The sequence below is a fragment of the Serratia sp. TMDUHS_CL genome, from assembly GCF_037137105.1.
In the GTDB taxonomy this organism is placed as follows: domain Bacteria; phylum Pseudomonadota; class Gammaproteobacteria; order Enterobacterales; family Enterobacteriaceae; genus Serratia; species Serratia nevei.
In genome coordinates, this window is the sequence record NZ_JBBBDV010000001.1 from 328,479 (window position 1) to 350,748 (window position 22,270).

24 protein-coding genes are annotated in these 22,270 nt (G+C 57.7%); 15 read left to right on the top strand and 9 right to left on the bottom strand.

From position 1 onward, the window contains the following. The first annotated feature begins 233 nt into the window (after positions 1 to 233). Both mdtJ and mdtI read left to right on the top strand, forming a co-directional pair. On the top strand, positions 234 to 602 hold the full coding sequence (gene mdtJ / locus WCL58_RS01620) for a multidrug/spermidine efflux SMR transporter subunit MdtJ (RefSeq protein WP_004932327.1): 369 nt from the start codon (positions 234 to 236) through the stop codon (positions 600 to 602). Continuing rightward, positions 589 to 918 carry a multidrug/spermidine efflux SMR transporter subunit MdtI gene (mdtI, locus tag WCL58_RS01625; RefSeq protein ID WP_016927446.1) on the top strand — a complete coding sequence of 110 codons (330 nt, stop codon included), beginning with the start codon at positions 589 to 591 and terminating at the stop codon, positions 916 to 918. Before mdtJ ends, mdtI begins: the two co-directional genes overlap by 14 nt. A gap of 63 nt (positions 919 to 981) precedes the next feature. Here mdtI and WCL58_RS01630 read toward each other — a convergent pair whose 3' ends face one another. Beyond that, positions 982 to 1,326: a RidA family protein gene (locus WCL58_RS01630; RefSeq protein ID WP_015378124.1), complete on the bottom strand. Its 345-nt coding sequence runs from the start codon at positions 1,324 to 1,326 to the stop codon at positions 982 to 984. 133 nt (positions 1,327 to 1,459) lie between these two features. Between WCL58_RS01630 and WCL58_RS01635 the strand changes: the two genes are divergently transcribed. The 5 genes from WCL58_RS01635 (at position 1,460) to rnd (ending at position 7,949) form a co-directional block, all read left to right on the top strand. Beyond that, entirely contained in the window at positions 1,460 to 3,376 is a 1,917-nt protein-coding gene (locus tag WCL58_RS01635; RefSeq protein WP_038877150.1) for an ATP-dependent DNA helicase, read from the top strand. Positions 3,377 to 3,455: 79 nt separating this feature from the next. Next, complete coding sequence (gene tsaB, locus WCL58_RS01640; RefSeq protein WP_336850360.1) at positions 3,456 to 4,157, top strand: tRNA (adenosine(37)-N6)-threonylcarbamoyltransferase complex dimerization subunit type 1 TsaB; 702 nt, start codon at positions 3,456 to 3,458, stop codon at positions 4,155 to 4,157. Positions 4,158 to 4,257: 100 nt separating this feature from the next. Further along, positions 4,258 to 4,848, top strand: coding sequence for a Slp family lipoprotein (locus tag WCL58_RS01645; RefSeq protein WP_336850362.1), 591 nt, complete (start codon positions 4,258 to 4,260; stop codon positions 4,846 to 4,848). 209 nt (positions 4,849 to 5,057) lie between these two features. Next, on the top strand, positions 5,058 to 6,746 hold the full coding sequence (gene fadD, locus WCL58_RS01650; protein WP_060439783.1) for a long-chain-fatty-acid--CoA ligase FadD: 1,689 nt from the start codon (positions 5,058 to 5,060) through the stop codon (positions 6,744 to 6,746). Positions 6,747 to 6,827: 81 nt separating this feature from the next. Beyond that, entirely contained in the window at positions 6,828 to 7,949 is a 1,122-nt protein-coding gene (gene rnd, locus WCL58_RS01655) for a ribonuclease D (protein WP_038877158.1), read from the top strand. 237 nt (positions 7,950 to 8,186) lie between these two features. On the opposite strand, the gene minE is transcribed toward rnd, so the two are convergent. Genes minE through minC form a run of 3 tightly spaced genes read right to left on the bottom strand, consistent with a single transcriptional unit; the run spans position 8,187 to position 9,993 of the window. Further along, positions 8,187 to 8,456, bottom strand: a complete 270-nt coding sequence (minE, locus tag WCL58_RS01660) for a cell division topological specificity factor MinE (protein WP_004932303.1) — start codon at positions 8,454 to 8,456, stop codon at positions 8,187 to 8,189. 3 nt (positions 8,457 to 8,459) lie between these two features. After that, on the bottom strand, positions 8,460 to 9,272 hold the full coding sequence (minD, locus tag WCL58_RS01665; RefSeq protein WP_016927452.1) for a septum site-determining protein MinD: 813 nt from the start codon (positions 9,270 to 9,272) through the stop codon (positions 8,460 to 8,462). A gap of 25 nt (positions 9,273 to 9,297) precedes the next feature. Beyond that, positions 9,298 to 9,993 carry a septum site-determining protein MinC gene (gene minC, locus WCL58_RS01670; protein ID WP_084827697.1) on the bottom strand — a complete coding sequence of 232 codons (696 nt, stop codon included), beginning with the start codon at positions 9,991 to 9,993 and terminating at the stop codon, positions 9,298 to 9,300. Between the two features lie 136 nt (positions 9,994 to 10,129). On the opposite strand from minC, the gene WCL58_RS01675 reads away from it, so the two are divergent. The 4 genes from WCL58_RS01675 (at position 10,130) to WCL58_RS01690 (ending at position 12,736) form a co-directional block, all read left to right on the top strand. Next, positions 10,130 to 10,402 carry a YcgL domain-containing protein gene (locus tag WCL58_RS01675; RefSeq protein ID WP_004932294.1) on the top strand — a complete coding sequence of 91 codons (273 nt, stop codon included), beginning with the start codon at positions 10,130 to 10,132 and terminating at the stop codon, positions 10,400 to 10,402. A gap of 28 nt (positions 10,403 to 10,430) precedes the next feature. Next, complete coding sequence (locus tag WCL58_RS01680) at positions 10,431 to 11,453, top strand: lytic murein transglycosylase (protein WP_060423888.1); 1,023 nt, start codon at positions 10,431 to 10,433, stop codon at positions 11,451 to 11,453. 58 nt (positions 11,454 to 11,511) lie between these two features. Further along, complete coding sequence (locus WCL58_RS01685) at positions 11,512 to 12,168, top strand: fumarylacetoacetate hydrolase family protein (protein ID WP_004932286.1); 657 nt, start codon at positions 11,512 to 11,514, stop codon at positions 12,166 to 12,168. A 121-nt stretch (positions 12,169 to 12,289) separates the two neighbouring features. Further along, a complete protein-coding gene (locus tag WCL58_RS01690; protein WP_336850364.1) occupies positions 12,290 to 12,736 on the top strand; it encodes a YcgN family cysteine cluster protein in 447 nt (148 codons plus the stop codon). Positions 12,737 to 12,840: 104 nt separating this feature from the next. Here WCL58_RS01690 and WCL58_RS01695 read toward each other — a convergent pair whose 3' ends face one another. Then, a complete protein-coding gene (locus WCL58_RS01695) occupies positions 12,841 to 13,602 on the bottom strand; it encodes an aspartyl/asparaginyl beta-hydroxylase domain-containing protein (RefSeq protein WP_197795048.1) in 762 nt (253 codons plus the stop codon). A gap of 114 nt (positions 13,603 to 13,716) precedes the next feature. On the opposite strand from WCL58_RS01695, the gene WCL58_RS01700 reads away from it, so the two are divergent. Then, positions 13,717 to 13,929, top strand: a complete 213-nt coding sequence (locus WCL58_RS01700; protein ID WP_060439787.1) for a hypothetical protein — start codon at positions 13,717 to 13,719, stop codon at positions 13,927 to 13,929. 330 nt (positions 13,930 to 14,259) lie between these two features. Here the strand turns inward: WCL58_RS01700 and dsbB are convergent, their stop codons facing one another. Further along, entirely contained in the window at positions 14,260 to 14,790 is a 531-nt protein-coding gene (gene dsbB, locus WCL58_RS01705) for a disulfide bond formation protein DsbB (protein ID WP_033643335.1), read from the bottom strand. A 120-nt stretch (positions 14,791 to 14,910) separates the two neighbouring features. Further along, the gene (nhaB, locus tag WCL58_RS01710; protein WP_197652949.1) at positions 14,911 to 16,476 is read right to left on the bottom strand and encodes a sodium/proton antiporter NhaB; all 1,566 of its coding nucleotides are present in this window, start codon (positions 16,474 to 16,476) and stop codon (positions 14,911 to 14,913) included. A gap of 243 nt (positions 16,477 to 16,719) precedes the next feature. Between nhaB and fadR the strand changes: the two genes are divergently transcribed. Next, on the top strand, positions 16,720 to 17,439 hold the full coding sequence (gene fadR, locus WCL58_RS01715; protein WP_025303107.1) for a fatty acid metabolism transcriptional regulator FadR: 720 nt from the start codon (positions 16,720 to 16,722) through the stop codon (positions 17,437 to 17,439). 57 nt (positions 17,440 to 17,496) lie between these two features. Here the strand turns inward: fadR and WCL58_RS01720 are convergent, their stop codons facing one another. Beyond that, positions 17,497 to 19,032, bottom strand: a complete 1,536-nt coding sequence (locus WCL58_RS01720) for a SpoVR family protein (protein WP_004932268.1) — start codon at positions 19,030 to 19,032, stop codon at positions 17,497 to 17,499. A 312-nt stretch (positions 19,033 to 19,344) separates the two neighbouring features. Here WCL58_RS01720 and zinT point away from each other — a divergent pair, with 312 nt between their 5' ends. Further along, on the top strand, positions 19,345 to 19,995 hold the full coding sequence (zinT, locus tag WCL58_RS01725; protein WP_033634825.1) for a metal-binding protein ZinT: 651 nt from the start codon (positions 19,345 to 19,347) through the stop codon (positions 19,993 to 19,995). A gap of 44 nt (positions 19,996 to 20,039) precedes the next feature. Here the strand turns inward: zinT and WCL58_RS01730 are convergent, their stop codons facing one another. Continuing rightward, positions 20,040 to 20,357 (bottom strand): antibiotic biosynthesis monooxygenase family protein, encoded by a 318-nt coding sequence (locus WCL58_RS01730; protein ID WP_084827699.1) that lies wholly within the window; start codon positions 20,355 to 20,357, stop codon positions 20,040 to 20,042. 543 nt (positions 20,358 to 20,900) lie between these two features. Between WCL58_RS01730 and WCL58_RS01735 the strand changes: the two genes are divergently transcribed. Beyond that, positions 20,901 to 22,205: a D-amino acid dehydrogenase gene (locus tag WCL58_RS01735; protein WP_336850368.1), complete on the top strand. Its 1,305-nt coding sequence runs from the start codon at positions 20,901 to 20,903 to the stop codon at positions 22,203 to 22,205. The last annotated feature ends 65 nt before the right edge of the window (positions 22,206 to 22,270 follow it).

The following is a 22,270-nucleotide window of genomic DNA, read 5'->3' on the forward strand; positions in this document are numbered from 1 at the left end:
GCCAGTGAGCATCACTGGTGCAGCGAGCTATAGCGTCTTTCTCCCTTAACCGGTGCGGGTGGCGGGCTTAGGCCTTCACGCTACCGTTCAGCCGGGCAAACATTCTTTTTGCGTTTGGGTCAGTTTATCCCCAGGGATCTCTGCGTCTTGCGCGCCGCAATACGGCCGTTCGACGAGATAAATCGGGATAAATATGCCTTGGCGCGCGTTATTCGCCGTTTGGGAGAAAAATTATGATTTATTGGATCTTTTTAGGTTTGGCCATCATGACCGAAATCATCGGCACCTTGTCGATGAAATACGCCAGCGTCAATGGCGGCATGATCGGGCACATCGTGATGTACGTGATGATCACCGCGTCTTATGTGTTGCTGTCGGTGGCGGTAAAACGCGTGGCGCTGGGCGTGGCCTATGCGCTGTGGGAAGGCATCGGCATTCTGTTCATTACCCTGTTCAGCGTGCTGTGGTTCGACGAGCCGATCTCGGCGCTGAAGGTGCTGGGCCTGGCTACGCTGATCGCCGGCATCATGCTGGTGAAATCCGGCACCCGCAAAGAGCGAAAACAGGTCAGCCCGCGAGGTGACAACCATGCAACAGTTTGAGTTGTACCACATTGGGTTCCTGGGACTGGCGATCGTGCTGGAAATCATCGCCAACATCTTCCTGAAGATGTCGGACGGCTTCCGTAAAATTTGGCTGGGGCTGCTGTCGCTGCTGTCGGTACTCGGCGCGTTCAGCGCCTTGGCGCAGGCGGTGAAGGGCATCGATCTGTCGATCGCTTATGCGCTGTGGGGCGGTTTCGGTATCGCCGCCACCATCGCCGCAGGCTGGATCATGTTCGGCCAGCGGTTGAACGCCAAAGGCTGGATTGGCCTGGCGCTGCTGCTGACGGGGATGGTGATCCTCAAACTGTCCTGATAGCCGGCAATAAAAAAACCGCAGGCGTAGCCGTCTGCGGTTTTTTTTCGTCTGCGCTCAGGCTTACAGCGCGGCGATGATTTTGATTTCCACCTTGTACTTCGGATTCATCAGCTGCGCCTGCACCGTGCAGCGCACCGGCGCGCTGCCGGCGACCACCCAGGCGTCCCAGGCGGCGTTCATCGCGGCGAAGTCGGCGGTGTTGGCCAGGAAGATGGTGGCATCCAGAATACGGCTTTTGTCCGAACCGACGCGCGCCAGCAGCACGTCGATGGCGGCGAGGGCGTTGGCGGTCTGCGCGGTCGCGTCGTCGTCCAGGTTTTCCGGCACGCTGGTGTAGTAAACGGTCTCGTTGTGCACTACGGCCTCGGACCAGCGCTGATCGGGATCAATTCTTTCGATATTCATTTGCTTATCTCCATATCATAGTCGTGCTAAGGGTAGCACAGCCGGTCATGAAAATGCGCGGCGATAAAGTGGGTGGTAGCCGGGCGGCAGGCTTGGCATAATCACCGCTGAATGACACCGGCAAAGAGACAGCGTGACAGACGATTTTGCAACAGACGGCGCCTTGGCGCAGGCTATCAAGGGATTCAAACCGCGTGAGCCGCAGCGGCAGATGGCGCAAGCCGTTACCGAGGCGATCAATTTCAAGCAGGAGCTGGTGGTCGAAGCCGGCACCGGTACCGGCAAGACCTTCGCTTATTTGGCGCCGGCGCTGCGCGCCGATCGTAAAGTGATCATCTCGACCGGTTCGAAAGCGTTGCAGGATCAGCTGTATGCGCGCGATCTGCCTACCGTCGCCAAGGCGTTGAAGTACAAAGGCAAGCTGGCGCTGCTGAAGGGGCGCTCCAACTACCTGTGTCTGGAACGGCTGGAGCAGCAGTCGATGGCCGGCGGCGAACTGGCGGGGCAGACGCTGATCGATCTGGTGCAGCTGCGCAAGTGGTCGTCGCAGACCAAAGAGGGCGACATCAGCACCTGCAGCGAAGTGGCGGAAGACAGCTTCGTCTGGCCATTGGTGACCAGCACCAATGACAACTGCCTGGGCAGCGACTGCCCGCTGTATCAGGATTGCTTCGTGGTCAAGGCGCGTCGCCGCGCGATGGATGCGGATGTGGTGGTGGTGAACCATCACCTGTTCCTGGCGGATATGGTGGTGAAAGAGGGCGGTTTCGCCGAGCTGATCCCGGAAGCCGAGGTGATGATTTTCGACGAGGCGCACCAAATCCCCGACATCGCCAGCCAGTATTTCGGCCAGCAGCTCACCAGCCGCCAACTGTTGGATCTGGCGAAGGACATCACCATCGCCTACCGCACCGAGGTACGCGACGCCGCTCAACTGCAAAAAAGCGCCGACCGTCTCAGCCTGAGCACGCAAGATTTTCGTCTGAATCTGGGCGAGCCGGGTTTTCGCGGCAATCTGCGCGACGTGCTCGGCGAACCCAACGTGCAGCGCGCCCTGTTGCTGCTCGATGATGCGCTGGAGCTGTGTTATGACGTGATGAAGCTATCGCTGGGGCGTTCGGCGCTGCTGGACGCCGCCTTTGAACGCGCCACGCTGTACCGCGCGCGGCTCAAGCGGCTGAAGGCGGTGACGGAGCCGGGCTACAGCTATTGGTATGAATGCAACTCGCGCCACTTCGTGCTGGCGCTGACGCCGCTGACGGTGGCCGATCGGTTCCGCGAAATGCTGGACGACAAGCCGGGCAGTTGGATCTTTACCTCGGCCACGCTGTCGGTCAATGACCAGCTGGGTCATTTCACCGAACGGCTGGGGCTGACCAAGGCCAAAACGCTGCTGTTGCCGAGCCCGTTCGACTATGCCAAACAGGCGTTGCTGTGCGTGCCGCGCTTTTTGCCTTCGCCGAATCAGCCCGGCGGGGCCCGCCAGCTGGCGCGCATGCTGCGGCCATTAATCGAAGCCAACAACGGCCGCTGCTTCTTCTTATGCACCTCGCACCAGATGATGCGCGAGTTGGCGGAAGAGTTCCGCGCCACCATGACGCTGCCGGTGCTGTTGCAAGGGGAAACCAGCAAAGGGCAGCTGCTGGCGCAGTTCGTCGCCGCCGGTAACGCGCTGCTGGTGGCGACCAGCAGCTTCTGGGAGGGGGTGGACGTGCGCGGCGATGCGCTGTCCTGCGTCATCATCGATAAACTGCCGTTTACTTCACCGGACGATCCGCTGCTGAAGGCGCGCATTGAAGATTGCCGCCTGCGCGGCGGTGACCCGTTCAATGACGTGCAGTTGCCGGATGCGGTCATCACCCTGAAACAGGGCGTCGGCCGCTTGATCCGCGACACCGACGACCGCGGCGTGCTGGTGATTTGCGATAACCGTCTGGTAATGCGGCCTTATGGCGAGGTGTTTCTCAATAGCCTGCCGCCCACGCCGCGCACCCGCGATCTGAAGCAGGCTATCGCCTTCCTGCAGGCCGCCGATGCGTCGGCCACGTGAAAGATGAAGGGCTTACGGGGCTGTGCTACAATGCGCGCCCTGTATGAAAAACCCAGTTTTATTCCCGCCAGAGGTTGGCATGTCCACGCGAATTTTAGCGATCGATACCGCGACGGAAGCCTGTTCCGTCGCCGTCTGGAATCAAGGCGAAATCCACGCCCTGTTTGAGCTGTGCCCACGCGAGCATACGCAACGAATTTTACCTATGGTGCAGCAGGTGCTGGCGGAATCCGGTCTGGCGCTCAACCAGCTCGATGCGCTGGCCTTCGGTCGCGGCCCCGGCAGCTTTACCGGGGTGCGCATCGGCATCGGCATCGCTCAGGGCCTTGCGCTGGGTGCCGATCTGCCGATGATTGGCGTTTCTACGCTGCAAACCATGGCGCAGGGCGCCTGGCGTGTCAGCGGCGCGGAGCGCGTGCTGGCGGCGATCGATGCGCGTATGGGGGAAGTCTACTGGGGGCAGTTCGAACGCCAGGTGGACGGCAGCTGGTTGGAAAGCGAAGGCGAGGCCGTGCTGTCGCCGGCGCAGGCGCTGGAGCGTGCGCAGCGCCTGCATGGCGAATGGGCCCACGTCGGCACCGGCTGGCAAACCTATCCCGACCTGGCCAACGGTTCAACCCTGAGCGTACGCGACGGCCAAATGCTGTTGCCGCAGGCGCAAGACATGCTGCCGCTGGCGCTATACGCCTGGCAACAGGGGTTGGCGGTGGCGGTGGAAAACGCCGAGCCCACCTATCTGCGCAATGAAGTGACCTGGAAAAAACTGCCGGGCCGCGAGTAATCGCGGCGTATTGTGCTGTTGTTGATGCCGGGCGACGAAAGCCTGCAACTTGAACGATGAAACGCGGTCAAAGTTACAGGCATTTCAGGAGATTGCGACCATGTTAATCCGCACTGCAAGTAAAAAGCTGTCGCTGCTGGCCGTCGCCTGCAGCGCGCTGGTTCTGACCGGGTGCGTCACCGTACCGGATGCGATCAAAGGCTCCAGCCCCTCGCCGGTGACTCAGCTTTCCTCGGTACAAAATGCACCGAACCTGTTTACCGGCGCGGAAGCCCGCTTCGGCGGCACCGTGGTCAACGTCGCCAACGAGCAAGGGCGCACGGTGCTGGAGATTGCGGCGGTGCCGCTCGACAGCGGTGCGCGGCCGATACTGGGCGAACCGTCGCGCGGCCGCTTGCTGGCCACGGTAAACGGCTTCCTCGAACCGGTTGATTTCAAAGGCCAGTTGGTGACCGTCGTCGGCCCTATTACCGGGCTGAAAGAGGGGCGGATCGGCATGACGCCGTATCGCTTCGTGACGATGAACGTGACCGGTTTCAAACGCTGGCATCTGGTGCAGCAGGTGGTGATGCCGCCGGCGCCGATGGGCCCCTGGGGCTGGCGTGGTGGCCCGTGGGGACCCGGTTGGGGGGCAGGCTATGGCTGGTATAACCCTGGCCCGGCACAGGTGCAAACCATCGTAACCGAGTAGCATACGCTTGATGTGAACAAATTTGACAGGGCGGCTCAGGCCGCCTTTTTGTTTTTTGGGATAAGGAATATCCGACAATTAGTGACGTACATCGCAACCTGAATAATGTTTAAAACCCGAACTGGTCTGCTGAGTTAAAATATTGTTATGGTTAGGCTGCGAGTTTGAGGGCTGCGATGATAATTAGTAATGATTTCAGGAGTAATACCTTGGATAAGGTCTGGTTAAAACGGTATCCGGCAGATGTGCCCGCAGAGATTGATGCCGATCGCTATTCGTCGTTGATCGAAATGTTTGAGCATGCCGTGCAGCGCTATGCCGATCAGCCCGCCTTTATCAACATGGGCGAGGTGATGACCTTCCGCAAACTGGAAGAACGCAGCCGGGCTTTCGCGGCTTACCTGCAAAATGAACTGGGCCTGAAGAAGGGCGACCGCGTCGCGCTGATGATGCCAAACCTGTTGCAATACCCCATCGCGCTGTTCGGCATTCTGCGCGCCGGCATGGTGGTGGTCAACGTCAACCCGCTGTATACCCCGCGCGAGCTGGAGCACCAGTTGAACGACAGCGGTGCCAGCGCCATCGTCATCGTCTCCAACTTTGCCCATACGCTGGAAAAAGTGGTGTTCAACACCCAGGTCAAACACGTGATCCTGACGCGCATGGGCGATCAGCTTTCGGCCGCCAAAGGCACGCTGGTCAACTTCGTGGTCAAGTACGTTAAGCGCCTGGTACCGAAATACAACCTGCCGGACGCCATTTCATTCCGCAGCGCGCTGCAGCGCGGCCGGCGTCTGCAATATGTGAAACCGGACATCATTAATGCCGATCTGGCCTTCCTGCAATACACCGGCGGCACCACCGGGGTGGCAAAGGGCGCGATGCTGACGCACCGCAACATGCAGGCCAACCTCGAGCAGGCCAAAGCCGCCTATTCGCCGCTGTTCCGTGAAGGGCAGGAACTGGTGGTGACGGCGTTGCCGCTCTACCATATTTTCGCGCTGACGGTGAACTGCCTGCTGTTTATCGACCTGGGCGGGCGCAATTTGCTGATCACCAACCCGCGCGATATTCCGGGGCTGGTGAAAGAACTCGGCAAATATCCGTTCACCGCCATGAGCGGGGTCAATACCTTGTTCAACGCGTTGCTGAACAACGAAGATTTCCACAAGCTCGATTTCTCTACGCTGCGTTTCTCGGTCGGCGGCGGCATGTCGGTGCAAAAAGCGGTGGCCGAGAAGTGGGAGAAAACCACCGGCAAACACCTGCTGGAAGGCTATGGCCTGACGGAGTGCGCGCCGCTGGTGGCCGGTAACCCTTACGATCTGAAACACTACAGCGGCAGTATCGGTTTGCCGGTGCCGTCGACGGACATTCGGCTGGTGGACGACAACGGTCACGATGTGCCGCCGGGTGAACCCGGCGAACTGTGGGTCAAAGGGCCGCAAGTTATGTTAGGCTATTGGCAGCGCCCGGAAGCCACCGATGAAGTGCTGAAAGACGGCTGGCTGGCGACCGGTGATGTGGTGACCGTAGACGAACAAGGATTTGTGCGCATCGTCGATCGTAAGAAAGATATGATCCTGGTCTCCGGTTTCAACGTTTACCCGAACGAAATCGAGGACGTGGTCAGCCAGCATCCGAAGGTGCTGGAATGTGCGGCGATCGGCGTGCCCAGCGAAGTCTCTGGCGAAACGGTGAAGATCTGCGTGGTGAAGAAAGACGCTTCGCTGACCAAGGAAGAGCTGTTGACCCATTGCCGTCGCCACCTGACCGGGTATAAAGTGCCTAAAATTGTTGAGTTCCGCGATGAACTGCCGAAGTCGAACGTCGGCAAGATTTTGCGGCGAGAACTGCGTGATGAGCAAAAAACACCGAAGCCGGCCGATGCCGCCTAGGTGTCGCTCTCGCGCCTGACTATCAACAACGCCGGTGAATGCCGGCGTTGTTGTGTTTGAATCCTACAAGAGAATGATGTTTTGAATTATCAGTTGATCACTACCGATGCCGGATTGCAGCAGGTCTGCGAGCAGGCGAGAAAGCATGCCCAGATTGCGCTGGACACCGAGTTTGTCAGAACGCGCACCTACTATCCGCAGCTGGGCCTGATCCAGCTCTACGACGGTGAACAACTCTCCCTCATCGATCCTCTGCCGATCAAGCAATGGCAGCCGTTTGTTGACCTGCTGGCCGACACCGCCGTGGTGAAGTTCCTGCATGCCGGCAGTGAAGATCTCGAAGTGTTTCTCAACGCCTTTAAAACGCTGCCGACGCCGATGGTCGATACCCAGATCCTGGCGGCCTTTACCGGCCGGCCGCTTTCCTGTGGCTTCGCGACGCTGGTGGCGGAGTACATGAAGGTTGAGCTGGACAAGAGCGAGTCGCGCACCGACTGGCTGGCGCGTCCGCTGACTGAAAGGCAGTGCGTGTACGCGGCTGCCGACGTGTTCTATCTGCTGCCGATGGCCAAACAGCTGGTGCAGGAGACGGAAGAGGCCGGTTGGACCGCGGCGGCCAATAACGAGTGTCTGCTGCTGTGCCAGCGCCGTAGCGAGACGCTGGCGCCGGCATTGGCCTACCGCGAAATCAGCAACGCCTGGCAGCTGCGCCCGCGTCAGCTCGGTTGTCTGCAGAAGCTGGCGGAATGGCGGCTGCGCCAGGCACGCGAGCGCGATCTGGCGGTGAACTTCGTGGTGCGTGAGGAAAACTTGTGGCAGGTGGCGCGCTATATGCCGTCTTCGCTGGGAGAACTGGATTCGCTGGGCCTGAGCGGGCCGGAGATCCGTTATCACGGTAAAACGCTGCTGGCGCTGGTGGCGGAAGCCGAAGCGCTGGAAGAATCCGAGTTGCCGGCGCCGTTGGCTAACCTTATCGATCAGCCGGGCTACAAGAAGGTGTTCAAAGACATCAAGGCGGCGATCGCTGCCGTCAGCGAGCAAAGCGGGTTGAGCAGCGAACTGCTGGCATCCCGTCGCCAAATTAACCAATTGCTGAACTGGCATTGGAAACTGAAGGACGGCGAAAGTCGCCCTGAATTAATCAGCGGCTGGCGCGGCGATCTATTAATGGCACCGCTGCAGGACATCCTGAAAGATTATTAATCGCTGATTATCACCAGGGCAGGGTAGGGAAACTCTGCTCGGGTGAATATAGGCAGGAAATAATGCGTTGAAGGTAAATCTGGCCAGAATTTACTTTAAACGAGGCGGCGGCAAAGTTAATTGGGAATTGTCCCAAAGGGAAAAATCACTTTTTTGCTGGCGATAAAGCTTAATAACTGGATGCACATACAGTTACCCCCTGCATAAAATATACAGGGGGTAATTAATGCGTCGCAATCATTTAGCTGCTTCTTCCGATTCCGGTAATGTCACGTTAAGTTCAAGTACCGAAATATCGTCCCCTTTCTGCTCGAATTGCACGTGCAGCATTTCAGGATCGATCTGAATGTATTTGCAAATAACCGCCAGAATATCGCGTTTCAGATCAGGCAGATACGGGGGCTCACTGTCCCCGCGACGACGCTCTGCGACGATAATCTGCAGCCGTTCCTTGGCTATATTGGCTGTCTGTTTTTTGCGGGACAGAAAGAAGTCTAATAAGGCCATGGTTTATCCCCCAAAAAGGCGTTTCAGGAAACCCTTCTTCTCTTCTTCAATGAAGCGGAATGGGCGTTCTTCCCCCAACAAGCGGCAAACAGTATCGTCGTACGCCTTACCGGCGTCTGACTCGGCATCCAGAATGACAGGCTCACCCTGGTTGGAAGCGCGCAGCACGGACTGGTCTTCCGGAATCACACCCACCAGTGGAATGCGCAGGATTTCCAGCACGTCTTCCATGCTCAGCATGTCGCCACGGCTGACGCGGCCCGGGTTGTAACGGGTCAGCAGCAGGTGTTCCTTGATTGGCGATTCGCCTTTCTCGGCGCGGCGTGACTTGGAAGAGAGGATGCCCAGGATACGGTCGGAGTCGCGTACCGAAGACACTTCCGGGTTGGTGGTGATGATAGCTTCGTCGGCGAAGTACAGCGCCATCAGCGCACCGGTTTCGATACCGGCCGGTGAATCGCACACCACGAAGTCAAAATCCATCTCGCCGAGATCGTTGAGAATTTTTTCAACGCCTTCGCGGGTCAACGCGTCTTTGTCGCGCGTCTGCGAAGCAGGCAGGATATAGAGGTTTTCAGTGCGTTTGTCTTTGATCAACGCCTGATTCAGCGTGGCATCGCCCTGAATCACGTTCACGAAATCATACACTACCCGACGTTCGCAGCCCATGATCAGGTCAAGATTACGCAGGCCGATATCGAAATCGATCACGACGGTTTTCTTGCCTTTCTGGGCCAGGCCGGTAGCGATGGCCGCGCTCGAAGTGGTCTTGCCAACGCCCCCTTTACCCGATGTAACAACAATAATGCGTGCCATGAAATGGATTCCTTGTCAAAAGGGCTTAGTTTAAAGGTTGTATGGTTAAAGCGTTATCCAGCAGGCTGAGTCGTACGGCCTGCCCGACGTAATCGGACGGGATTTGGTCGCTCAACCAGTACTGCCCTGCGATAGAGACTAGCTCAGCCGCCAGGTGGGTGCAAAAAATCTGACATTGCGTGTCGCCTGACGCGCCTGCCAGTGCGCGACCGCGCATCATGCCGTAGACATGAATGTTGCCGTCGGCAATCAATTCGGCGCCGGCGCTGACGCTGTTGGTCACGATAAGATCGCAGTTGCGGGCGTAAATCTGTTGGCCGGAACGGACAGGCGTGCTGATGATACGCGTTTTGGCGGGGGCGTTATCCGCCACCACGGGCGCAGGCACAGGCTCCGGCGCCGCCATCTTCTGGCCTTTGCCTTCGCTCAGCAGCGGCAGCCCGGCACGGGCTATCGCGCGCTTTTGACGTTCATCTCTGCAACCGCTGATACCCACAACGCGCAGACCTGCTGCCGCGACAGCCTGTTGAAGTTCTTTCCAGTTCGCATCGCCATCCAGCGTTGCGACGTTGATAACAACAGGGGCGTTTTTCAGAAAAGCGGGCGCTTGCTCAACTTTTTCCTGTAACGCCTGACGTATTACCTCAGGCTGCGAATTATGCAAATGAACAACCGATAGGGTAAAACTGCTGCCTTTTAGCTCAATTGGCGATTGTGACATCTATCCTGACTCAGTCTCAGCAACTTTAAATCCCCGGAATACCACTCGGGGTGCGATATTCCGATGTACTATAAGCATGTTATAGTCAGAGTTATATCCAGGCAAGACGCTCCCTCAATTAAATAGAGTTAAAAAAATGCTTTGTGTGATCTATAGAAGCCCGAAACGCGATCAAACTTATCTTTATGTCGAAAAAAAAGACGATTTCTCTCGTGTGCCGGAAGAGCTGATGAAAAGTTTCGGCGTGCCGCAATTCGCCATGATGCTTTCGCTCGATGAGCGCAAGAAATTGGCCTCGGCGGATATCGAAAAGGTGAAGCAGGCGTTGAAAGACGAAGGCTATTACCTGCAGTTCCCGCCGCCGGTAGAAAACCTGCTCAATCAGCATCTGGCGGGCGACAAGGCCTGAGACGGCGGCCACGGCCAGGGGAGGCGCGATGACACGTTCGGCGAGAAGAACCGTATTGGCCGCCTGGCTGGCGCTGGGCGGTGTGCTGATACCGGGCGCGCCGCAGGCGGCACAGGAGGCGACACTGGCGGCGAGCGGCCGGGATCCGGCGCAGTTTCCGGCGTATGTCGAGCAACTCAAGCGCCAGGCGCGGGAGCAGGGCATCAGCCAGAGCACCCTTGACCGTGCTTTTGCGCAAATACATTTCGTCGATCGGGTGATCAAGGCCGATCGCAATCAGCCGGAGCAGAAGGTCACCCTGGATGACTACCTGCGGCGTGTAATGTCGCCCGCCAAGGTGCGCCAGGGGCGCGAACTGTACCGGCAGCGCCAGGCGCAATGGACGCGCGCCAGCGAGCGCTATCGGGTGCCGGGGCGCTATATCATCGCGCTGTGGGGCATGGAAAGCGCCTACGGTAAGATTCAGGGGCGGGAAGACGTGGTGTCTGCGCTGGCGACGCTGGCGTTTGAAGGGCGCCGCGAGGCCTTTTTCAGCCAGGAGCTGATGGCTGCGTTGCAGATAGTCGAGCAGGGGCACGTCGGCGATACGCCGCTGAAAGGCTCCTGGGCCGGCGCAATGGGGCAATGCCAGTTTATGCCGAGCTCTTTCTTGCGCTACGCGGCGGACGGCGACGGTGACGGGCGCATCGATATCTGGAACAACATTGATGATGTCTTCGCGTCTACGGCCAGTTATTTGTCCAAAGAAGGCTGGCAGGCCGGCATCGGCTGGGGGCGCGAGGTCAAATTGCCCGCCGGTTTCAATCGGGCCGAGCTGGGGTTGAAAGACGCGCAGGCGCGCAGCGTCAACGCCTGGCAACAACGCGGGGTGCGTCGTGCGGATGGCAGTGCCTTGCCGCACGCTGTTCAGCGCGGTTGGATCATCGCGCCGGATGATCTGCAGGGGCGGACGTTCCTGGTCTATGATAATTTTCGCACCCTCATGCACTGGAATCGCTCTTACTATTTCGCCCTCGCCGTGGGTATGATGGCGGACGCGATCGGGCATTGATCCGGCACACCAATAATCGGCTTGGCGCGCCAAGCCTCTACAGTTTGGGAGAAGCGGTATGTATCAACATAGAGACTGGCAGGGTTCGCTGCTCGATTTCCCGGTGAACAAGGTGGTCTGCGTCGGCAGTAACTACGCCGATCACATCAAGGAAATGGGCAGCGCGGTTTCCGTCGAGCCGGTGGTGTTCATCAAACCGGAAACGGCGCTGTGCGACATTCGCCAGCCGGTGGCCATCCCCAAAGAGTTCGGTGCGGTGCATCATGAGGTGGAGCTGGCGGTACTGATCGGCACGCCGTTGAAACAGGCCAACGAAGACCGCGTTGCGCGGGCGATCGCCGGCTACGGTGTGGCGCTCGATCTGACGCTGCGCGATCTGCAGGCGGGCTTTAAAAAAGCCGGTCAGCCTTGGGAAAAGGCCAAGGCCTTCGACGGTTCTTGCCCGATGTCGGGGTTTATCCCGGTGGCGGAATTCGGCGATCCGCAAAATGCCGAGCTGTCGCTGACCGTTAACGATCAACTGCGCCAGCAGGGTAATACGCGTGACATGATCACGCCGATCCTGCCGCTTATCAGCTACATGAGCCGTTTCTTCACGCTGCGCGCCGGCGACATCATCCTGACCGGCACGCCGCAGGGCGTGGGCCCGATGGCCTCCGGCGACATGCTGAAAATCAGCCTGAACGGCAAAACGCTCAGCACCCGCGTGATCTGATCTCTCTTGCCGCCGGCGCCGTCGGCGGCAAAGCTTGCATCTTGTGGCTAAAATGTCTATATAGTCCCCCCTCGAACCTGTGCGCAGGTGACTTATCCATTTACCGAAACCGGACGCTAACATGTCACAACTCGCTTTTTGGCAACAGAAAACGCTGGCGGAAATGTCAGAACAAGAGTGGGAATCGCTGTGCGACGGGTGCGGGCAATGCTGTTTGAATAAGCTGATCGACGAAGATACCGACGAGATTTATTTTACCAACGTAGCCTGCAACCAGCTCAACATCAAATCCTGCCAATGTCGTAACTATGAGCGGCGCTTCGAGCTGGAAGAGGACTGCATCAAACTGACGCGCGAGAACCTCACGACCTTCGATTGGTTGCCGCCGACCTGCGCCTATCGCCTGATCGGTGAAGGCAAACCGCTGTTCTCTTGGCACCCGCTGCTGAGTGGCTCCAAGGCGGCGATGCACGGCGAGCGCATCACGGTGCGGCATATCGCGGTGCGCGAGAGCGAAGTCGTGGACTGGCAGGATCATATCCTCAACAAGCCGGACTGGGCCAGGTAACGTCACCCCTTGGGCAGCACGAGGGCGGCGTATTCAGACATTCCGCCCTCTGCGCTATCTGGCGCGCTACCGACGGGCGTGGGGGTTATGGCATAACCGCCACTTCACGCTTTTTTATCGCGGCGATGCCAGTTAGCCAGATTTTTCAGCGGCTGCTTCACATACGGGCTGGCTTTGATCAGGCTGAACAGCAGTTTATTCACCGCCGTACCCACCTTGTCCATCGGCCGGTCGATATCGAGAAACAGCACCGCACGCAGCTCGTCGGTGTCGTTGCGGACCTCGTGCTCGTAGGAATCATCAAACAGAATCACTTTGCCCTCATCCCAGTGCAGGATCTGATCGTCAACGCGGATCCACAGCTTTTCCCGATCCTTTGGCACGATCAACCCCAGGTGCGCACGCACCACGGCACGGGTCGGGCCCTTGTGGGGCACGATGTGATAGTGCGGTTTAAGAATCGAAAACATCGCGGTGCGCATGCCGGCGATCTCGCTGACCGCCTGTGCGGTGCGCGGGCAAATGGCGCAGTTCTCATCAACCCGCTGCCCGTAGACAAACAGCCCGAAGGTTTTCCAGTTATCCCCTTTAGAGATGCGTTTCTGATCCGGCGATATTTGGTGGAACGCGGGAATATCTTCCGGATGCTCCAGCAGCCGATCCAACTCCTCCCGAATTGCCGGCCAATGGGCTTCCAGCGTGGCCACCCAGTTAAATTCGTGATTACCGATCTGCGGCGTAGTCGAGATTAGCGAATGACGGGTCTGAAATTCGCCGTTCCAGCGCAGGAATCTTTTCCCGGCTTTAAGCAGCAGGCGGCGCAGGAGGGGGCGCTGAGATGCAGGGGGCAATGCGGTATCCGGCATAGAATCGTGTCCTTGATGTCATTGACGTTATGCAGTCAGCCAGAGACAGGGCCTGGCTCACCGAAAGAAAGGGTGAAAATCACAACGTCATTTAGCATAAGGAAAGCATCGCGAATGATTTTAATCATTAGTGCGCGAACGGTGAGCGGGGCTTGGGATAAAGGGGAAGGAAGGAAAAAAGCCCCTGCAAAGATGAGGGGCAAGACACACAACAACACCAGGGAAATCGGTAATACTCACTTTGCCGATACTATAAGGATTTTATGGGCAAACTTCACCAAAATATTGTGCTCTGAATGTGACAAAGACGCAGTGGTTCATAAGTAACGGTAATTTATTGCTGTCCTAAGGCCGAAAGGAAAGCGCTGGCGCCGCCCGTTGTTGCCCGCCAACATCGCAGAAGTTTAATGTTATGTAAATTACGCGCTTAACCGAGCCGGAATGCTTCTTTTTAAACGATAAGTTGGGTAATTTGGCCGCTCTCCCGCATGTTCGAGAGTATAACAATGAAAATGATCCGTCTGTTTGCCGTGGCTGGAGCGCTGATTGTGCTCGTTTATTTCCTTACACATACCTGAAATGGGGTTATTTCTGAATTTGACCGTAATACCCTAAAAAAACGGCGCCTTTCGGCGCCGTTTTTTGTTTGTCTGCCGATCAGCGGCCGAACAGGTCGCGGCGACGGGGGCGAACAAATTGTGCGATCAGCACAATCAGCGCCACCAGCAGATAGGCGCCGAAGATGCCGACCAGCCACTGTGGCATTTCCAGCGTCAGGAACTGCCATTGGCGCACGGAGCAGTCGCCGGAAGCGTGGAACACCGCCGGCAGCCATTTGTCCAGCGGCAGCCACGAAGGGAAGCTGACGAAGAAATCGCAGGTATTGAACGGCGAAGGGTGCAACTGGATCATGGTATGCTTCCACGCCAGCTGTACGCCTTCCCAGGCGCTGTAGATCCACAGCAAGATCGCCACATAGCGCAGTGGGGTTTTCGGCGCGATGGCGCCCACCAGCGAGGCGCCGAGGATGCCGAACAGCGCGCAACGCTCGTAAATGCACATGACGCAGGGCTGCAGCAGCATAACGTGCTGGAAATAGAGCGCGACCAGTTCCAACACCAACGCTGTCAGGGCCATCAGCAGCCAGGCGCCGCGTCCTTGTGAACAGCGGTTAAAGAATTGCAACATATCTAGATTCTTCCATGCAGTAAGCAATTGAACCGGCAGTGTAAACCAATTCCTTCTCGCTGCCAGCCACCTGGGCCGGATTCAGCGTAAAAATAGTCGGTTCACCCTGCCGGCGCCGCCTTAGTGGCCGACGGCGTCGATGGGCGGCAGCGCCAGCCAATGCCACTGCGTCAGCAGCTCGGTCGCCGGCTCCAGCGTGAACTGGACGCACAGCAGACCGACCACCGTCAGCACCACCGTATAAGGCAGGGCCATCCACACCATGCGGCCATACGACAGACGCACCAGCGGCGCCAATGCCGACGTCAGCAGGAACAGGAACGCGGCCTGGCCGTTAGGGGTAGCGACCGAAGGCAGGTTGGTGCCGGTATTGATGGCAACCGCCAGCAGCTCAAACTGCTTCAGCGCGATGGTGCCGGTCTCCAGCGCCGTGCGCGCCTCGTTGATGTAAACCGTGCCGACGAACACGTTGTCGGAAACCGACGACAGCAGGCCGTTGAACAGGTAGAACAGCGAAAGCTGAGAGGCGGGGTCGGCGCGCAGCACAAACTGGATCACCGGGCTGAACAGGTGTTGCTCGATGATCACCGCGACCACGGTGAAAAACACCGTCAGCAGGGCGGTGAACGGCAGCGCTTCCTGGAACGCTTTGCCGATGGCGTGTTCGTCGTTCACGCCGCACAGGGAAGTGGCGAGGATGATCACCGACAGGCCGATCAGCCCAACCTCCGCCAGATGGAAGGCCAGCGCCAGCACCAGCCAAACGCCGATCAGCGCCTGCATCACCAGCTTGAGGCGTTCTTGCCTGCTGCGGCCGGCGGTGGCTTTGCGATCATACTCTTTCAGTACGTCGCGCACTGCCGCCGGCAACTGCGCGCCATAGCCAAACAGGCGAAAACGCTCTACCAGCCAACAGACCAGCAGGCCGCACACCAACACCGGCAGCGTGACCGGCGCCATCCGCAGGAAGAAATCGATAAAACCCCAGCCCGCGCTTTTGGCGATGATCAGGTTTTGCGGCTCGCCCACCATGGTCATGACTCCGCCGAGCGCGGTGCCGACGCCGGCGTGCATCAGCAGGCTGCGCAGAAAGGCGCGGAATTGTTCCAGCGTCTGCTTGCGCTCTTCACCGGTGAAATCGCTGTCATCGCCGATGTCGCCATCGGGGCGATTCGACGTCACGTTGTGATAGATGGAATAAAAGCCGGTGGCCACGCTAATCACTACCGCCACGACCGTCAGCGCGTCGAGGAAGGCGGAAAGGAAGGCGGCGGCCAGGCAGAACGCCAGCGACAGCAGCGTTTTTGACCGGATGTTGAGCAGCAGCTTGGTGAAGACGAACAGCAGCAACTGCTTCATAAAGTAGATGCCGGCCACCATAAAGACCAGCAGCAGCAAGACTTCCAGGTTATGTTCGATTTCCTGCGAGACCTGCGCCGGGCTGGTCATGCCGATGGCCACAGCCTCCAGCGCCAGCAGGCCGCCCGGCAGCAGCGGGTAGCATTTCAACGCCATTGCCAGGGTAAAAATGAACTCGACCACCAGCAGCCAACCCGCGACAAACGGGCTGGCGAAGAAGAACACCAAGGGGTTGACCGCCAGGAAAATGAGAATAGTCAGTTTGTACCAGTCGGGAGATTGCCCCAGAAAGTTTTTGAGCAGGGCGCTGCGCAGGGTTGTTTCCATTGTCCTTTATGCATCCTTAAATCAGTCGTAGCACGTACCCTAACAATGCGGCGGGGGCGGGCGCAACCGGAGCTTGTTTTACGGCGGCAAATTTCTGCCGGCCGGTGTTTTTGCGCGTTTTTTGCCACTTTATGCACACTTTCGTTTATTGTTTTTCGCTCACGCTATGTCATGTCAGCACGATCTGGTATGATGAGCTGATTACTTTTACTGATTTTATCGTCGCAACGGAACGTCAAACACATGGTCATAAAGGCGCAGAGTCCTGCCGGTTTCGCGGAAGAGTACATTATTGAGAGTATTTGGAATAATCGCTTCCCCCCTGGCTCTATTTTGCCCGCGGAGCGTGAGCTTTCAGAGTTGATTGGCGTCACGCGCACCACGTTACGTGAAGTGTTGCAACGTCTGGCCCGCGATGGCTGGTTGACCATTCAGCATGGCAAACCGACCAAAGTGAACAATTTCTGGGAAACGTCCGGCCTCAATATCCTTGAGACCGTGGCCCGTCTCGATCACAAGAGCGTCCCGCAGCTGATCGACAACCTGCTGTCGGTGCGCACCAATATCGCGTCGATCTTTATTCGCGCCGCGGTGCGCAATCATCCGGAACAGGCCCAGGAAGTGCTGGCGAAGGCCGCCGAGGTAGAAGATCAGGCGGACGCTTTCAATCTGCTCGATTACGAAATCTTCCGCGGCCTGGCGTTCGCTTCCGGCAACCCGATCTACGGCCTGATTTTCAACGGCCTGAAAGGGCTGTACACCCGCGTGGGCCGTTACTACTTCTCCAACCCGGAAGCGCGCAAGCTGGCGCTGACCTTCTACAGCAAGCTGTCCACGCTGTGCCATGAGAAGCTGTACGACCAGGTGATGGATACCGTGCGCAACTACGGTAAAGACAGCGGGGCGATTTGGCAGAGCATGCAGGGCACCATGCCGAGCGATCTGACCGAAGCGCGTCGCTAATCGCGTATTTATGAAATAAGAAAGGGCGCCATTTGGCGCCCTTTGTCGTTGTGGCGGTTACAGCGGCGTCGGCCGCGGCGGGCAACGATCGAGCAACTCCACGCTGCCATCTTCGTTTTGCTGCTCGAGGATCACGTCGAAGCCCCACAGGCGATGCAGGTGCTTCAACACGTCGCGGCGGCTCTTATCCAGCGGTGCGCGTTCCTGCGGGATGTAACGCAACGTCAGCGAGCGGTCGCCGCGCAGGTCCACGTTCCAGATCTGAATGTTCGGCTCATGGTTGCTCAGGTTGTATTGCGCCGACAGCTCCTGGCGGATCGCCCGGTAACCGGCTTCGTTATGGATCGCGGCAATCTCCAGATAGTTGTTGCGATCGTCGTCCAGCACGGTGAACAACCGGAAATCGCGCATCACTTTGGGCGACAGGAACTGGCTGATAAAGCTTTCGTCCTTGAAGTCGCGCATGGCGAAGTGCAAGGTGTCCAGCCAGTCTTTGCCGGCGATGTCCGGGAACCAGTAGCGGTCTTCTTCGGTTGGCGACTGGCAGATGCGCTTGATGTCCTGGAACATGGCGAAGCCCAGCGCATATGGGTTGATGCCGTTATAGTACGGGCTGTTATACGGCGGCTGATACACCACGTTGGTGTGGCTGTGCAAAAACTCCAGCATAAACCGCTCGGTCACCCGACCCTCGTCGTACAGATGGTTGAGGATGGTGTAGTGCCAGAAAGTGGCCCAGCCCTCGTTCATCACCTGAGTCTGCTTTTGCGGGTAAAAATACTGGCTGACCTTGCGCACGATGCGCAGCACCTCACGCTGCCAGGGTTCCAACAGCGGCGCATTCTTCTCGATGAAATAGAGGATATTTTCCTGCGGCTCGCTCGGATACCGGCGCGCCTGCTCCGGCGACTCTTCGCGTTCGACGCGCGGCAGGGTCTTCCACAGCGTGTTCACCTGGCTTTGCAGATACTCTTCGCGGCTTTTCTGGCGCGCTTTCTCTTCTACCAGGGAGATTTTCTGCGGGCGTTTGTACCTGTCGACGCCGTAGTTCATCAGCGCGTGGCAGGAGTCCAGCAACCGCTCCACTTCATCGACGCCGTAGCGTTCTTCGCACTGGCTGATGTAGTGGCGGGCGAACAGCAGATAATCGACGATGGAGCTGGCGTCGGTCCAGCTGCGGAACAGATAGTTATTCTTGAAGAACGAGTTGTGGCCATAGCAGGCGTGCGCCATCACCAGCGCCTGCATGGTGATGGTGTTCTCTTCCATCAGGTAGGCGATGCAGGGATTGGAGTTGATGACGATTTCATAGGCCAGCCCTTGCTGGCCCTGTTTGTAGCGCTGTTCGGTTTCGATGAACTTCTTGCCGAAGGACCAATGGGTATAGTTGATCGGCATGCCGACGCTCGAATAGGCGTCCATCATCTGCTCGGAGGTGATCACCTCGATCTGATGGGGGTAGGTGTCGAGCCGGTAATGCTTGGCGACGCGGTCGATCTGCTCCAAATACACCTGCAGCAGCTCGAACGTCCAGTCCGGTCCATCGCTCAGACGTTTATCATCCTTAACCTTTTCATGTGTTGAAGTAGTCATCAGCGCACCCTCATTATTCACGGGTCTTGCTCAAACGGCAGACCCTGTAACAAGCATAGTTCAAGTCATAATTAACCGTTGCAAATCAGTGAAATAAAAATGTCGGTACGCAGGGGAACGAACGGCAGTCAATCCAGCGCCCGCCGGCGCCGCGTCCGTCCCGGCAGAAGGCGGCCAGCGCCGCGCTTCCTCTTCGAGTATAACCCTGCGGCTGGGGGGCGCAATAGGGACTCTGTAGCGCGGCAGGGATTGAAATTTGTTATGTTATATTGTAACTTTTCGTCATTCTCAATGACGGACAAGGAGCATCTTTTGGCGAGGCATTTTGGCAAACTGGCGGTGGCGCTGGCAGCGTTGTTTATCGGTGGGCAGGCGCTTGCCCACGGGCATCATTCACATGGCAAGCCGCTGACGGAAGTGGAAAAAAAGGCGGAAGCGGGCATATTCGACGATAAAGACGTCAAAGATCGCGACCTGGCGGATTGGGAGGGCGTGTGGCAATCCGTGTATCCTTATCTGCTCAATGGGGATCTCGATCCGGTGTTCAAGAAGAAGGCGGAGCAGGATAAGAGCAAGACCTTCGAAGAAGTGAAGGCCTATTACCGCAAAGGGTACGCCACCGATGTGGATACCATCGGCATTGAGAACGGCGTCATGGAGTTTCATCGCGGCGACCAATCCAGCGCCTGTCAGTATAAGTACGCCGGGCATAAGATCCTGACGTATGTCTCTGGTAAAAAGGGCGTGCGTTATCTGTTCGAATGCCAGGATGCCGGCAGCCTGGCGCCGAAATTCGTGCAGTTCAGCGATCACATTATCGGCCCGCGCAAATCGGCGCATTTCCATATCTTTATGGGTAATACGTCGCAGGAGGCGTTGCTGAAAGAGATGGACAACTGGCCGACCTATTATCCCTTCCAGCTGCAGACTAAAGAAGTCGTGGACGAGATGCTGCATCATTGATGCCGCTCCCCCGCAACCACAAGCCCGCTTGCGTGGGCTTGTGCTCAGCCAAACGGTCTGATTTGCAGGTAATCGTCCGTCACTGCCATTTCAAATAACGTTTCATCCGCCAATAACGTCGCGCGCATTCGTTCCCGGGCGTGACGATAGCGCTCATCCAACTGAATATCACCGGCGCTTTCCCATGCAGCGCGGCTTGGCCACTGCGCGTAGCCAATAAACTGCCCGCCCATATCACGGTGCAGGCGGGAGCCGAGGCTGCCGCGCTGCAGATAAATGCCTTGGGTTAATTCAAGCCAAGCCTGGCGAAAGGCTTGTTCGTGTCCGGGTTTGACTGAGAAGCGGTAGAGGGCGATGAACATAAGGGATTCTCCGGAAGAGCGACAATATGAACTTTAGGAGCTGCTTCTGGCTTTAACGTTCATATCGTGCTGCAGCACTCAACCTAAACGGGCGGGGCTGAGGTAATCGGTCGTTTTATTCCGGTAGTAAAATAAAGGTTAATTTTTCGCTGAAATTTTACGCGATTTTTCTGCTGCGAGGAGAAACGCCTCTCTTTGTCTGTTGTTTTGGTTTTTTTAATTTTATTGGTTTTTTATTCTGATTATGTGATGAGTGGTATTTTTATATTCTGTTAAATCATTGTTACTTATCACGCCTTTTTTTTCTTGCTATCATTGCTAGCATTGCTATCGAATCAGCGGTGCTCTGACGCCGTATCCCCCCTTAAACCGCATCTTATCGCTATTTTCAGGTGGCTATTGCAAATGCAGAACCCATCGACGATAAATTAATTGTGAATATTGTCACGTTTGATGATGAAGTTGTTGGACGGATTTTTTCACTGAGTTAATTTCCTGTGAGCAGAAGATTATGCTTTGTGAAGCCTTGAGCTGGAGTCAGCGATGCGAGTGGTGATTTTAGGTAGTGGAGTGGTGGGCGTAGCCAGTGCCTGGTATTTGGCGAAGGCGGGGCATGAGGTGACGGTGATCGATCGTCAGCCAGGTCCTGCACTGGAAACCAGCGCGGCGAACGCCGGGCAGATTTCACCGGGCTATGCCGCTCCCTGGGCGGCGCCGGGCGTGCCGCTGAAGGCCATCAAGTGGATGTTCCAACGCCATGCGCCGTTGGCGATCCGTCTCGACGGCAGCAGCTTCCAGCTCAACTGGATGTGGCAGATGCTGAAAAACTGCAACACCGAACACTACATGACCAACAAAGGCCGCATGGTGCGCCTGGCAGAATATAGCCGCGACTGTATCAAGGCGCTGCGGCAGGAAACCGGCATCCAGTACGAAGGCCGCCAGGGCGGCACGCTGCAGCTGTTCCGCACCCAACAACAGTTCGAAAACGCAGCGAAAGACATTGCGGTATTGGAAGATGCCGGGGTGCCTTACAAGCTGCTGGAGGCCAGCCAGCTCGCCAGCGTTGAGCCGGCGCTGGCCCAGGTGGCGCACAAGCTGACCGGTGGTCTGCAGCTGCCGAACGACGAGACCGGCGATTGCCAGCTGTTTACGCAACAGCTGGCGAAGATGGCAGAGCAGGCGGGCGTGACTTTTCTGTTCAACCGCAGCGTCGATCGTCTGCTGGTGGAGGGCGACAAGATCGCCGGCGTGCAGTGTGGCGAGGAAGTGTTCAAGGCCGATAGCTACGTGGTGGCGTTCGGCTCCTACTCCACGGCGCTGCTGCGCGGCCTGGTGTCGATACCGGTTTACCCGCTGAAGGGCTATTCGTTGACCATTCCTATCACCGACGAAGCGGCGGCGCCGTTCTCTACGGTATTGGATGAGACGTATAAAATCGCCATCACGCGCTTCGACCAGCGTATTCGCGTTGGCGGCATGGCGGAGATCGTCGGTTTCAACACGCAGCTGGAGCAAAAACGGCGCGAAACGCTGGAGATGGTGGTACGCGATCTCTACCCGAACGGCGGCAGAGTGGAGGACGCGACGTTCTGGACCGGCCTGCGGCCGATGACGCCGGACGGCACGCCAATTGTCGGCCGCACTTCGCTGAAGAACCTGTATCTCAATACCGGGCATGGCACGTTGGGCTGGACGATGGCCTGCGGTTCCGGGCAGCTGTTGTCCGACCTGATGTCCGGTATTACGCCGGCGATCCCTTCCGATGATCTGGCGGTGGCGCGTTACAGCGCCGGGTTTCGCCAGCAACACGTGGTTCCGCTGAACGACGTGCATCCCGCACGTTAATCGTCGACGCTGTCATAGACTTTCCCGGCCACGCGCAGGCGCGCGTGGCCGCTGTATGCTGCCCC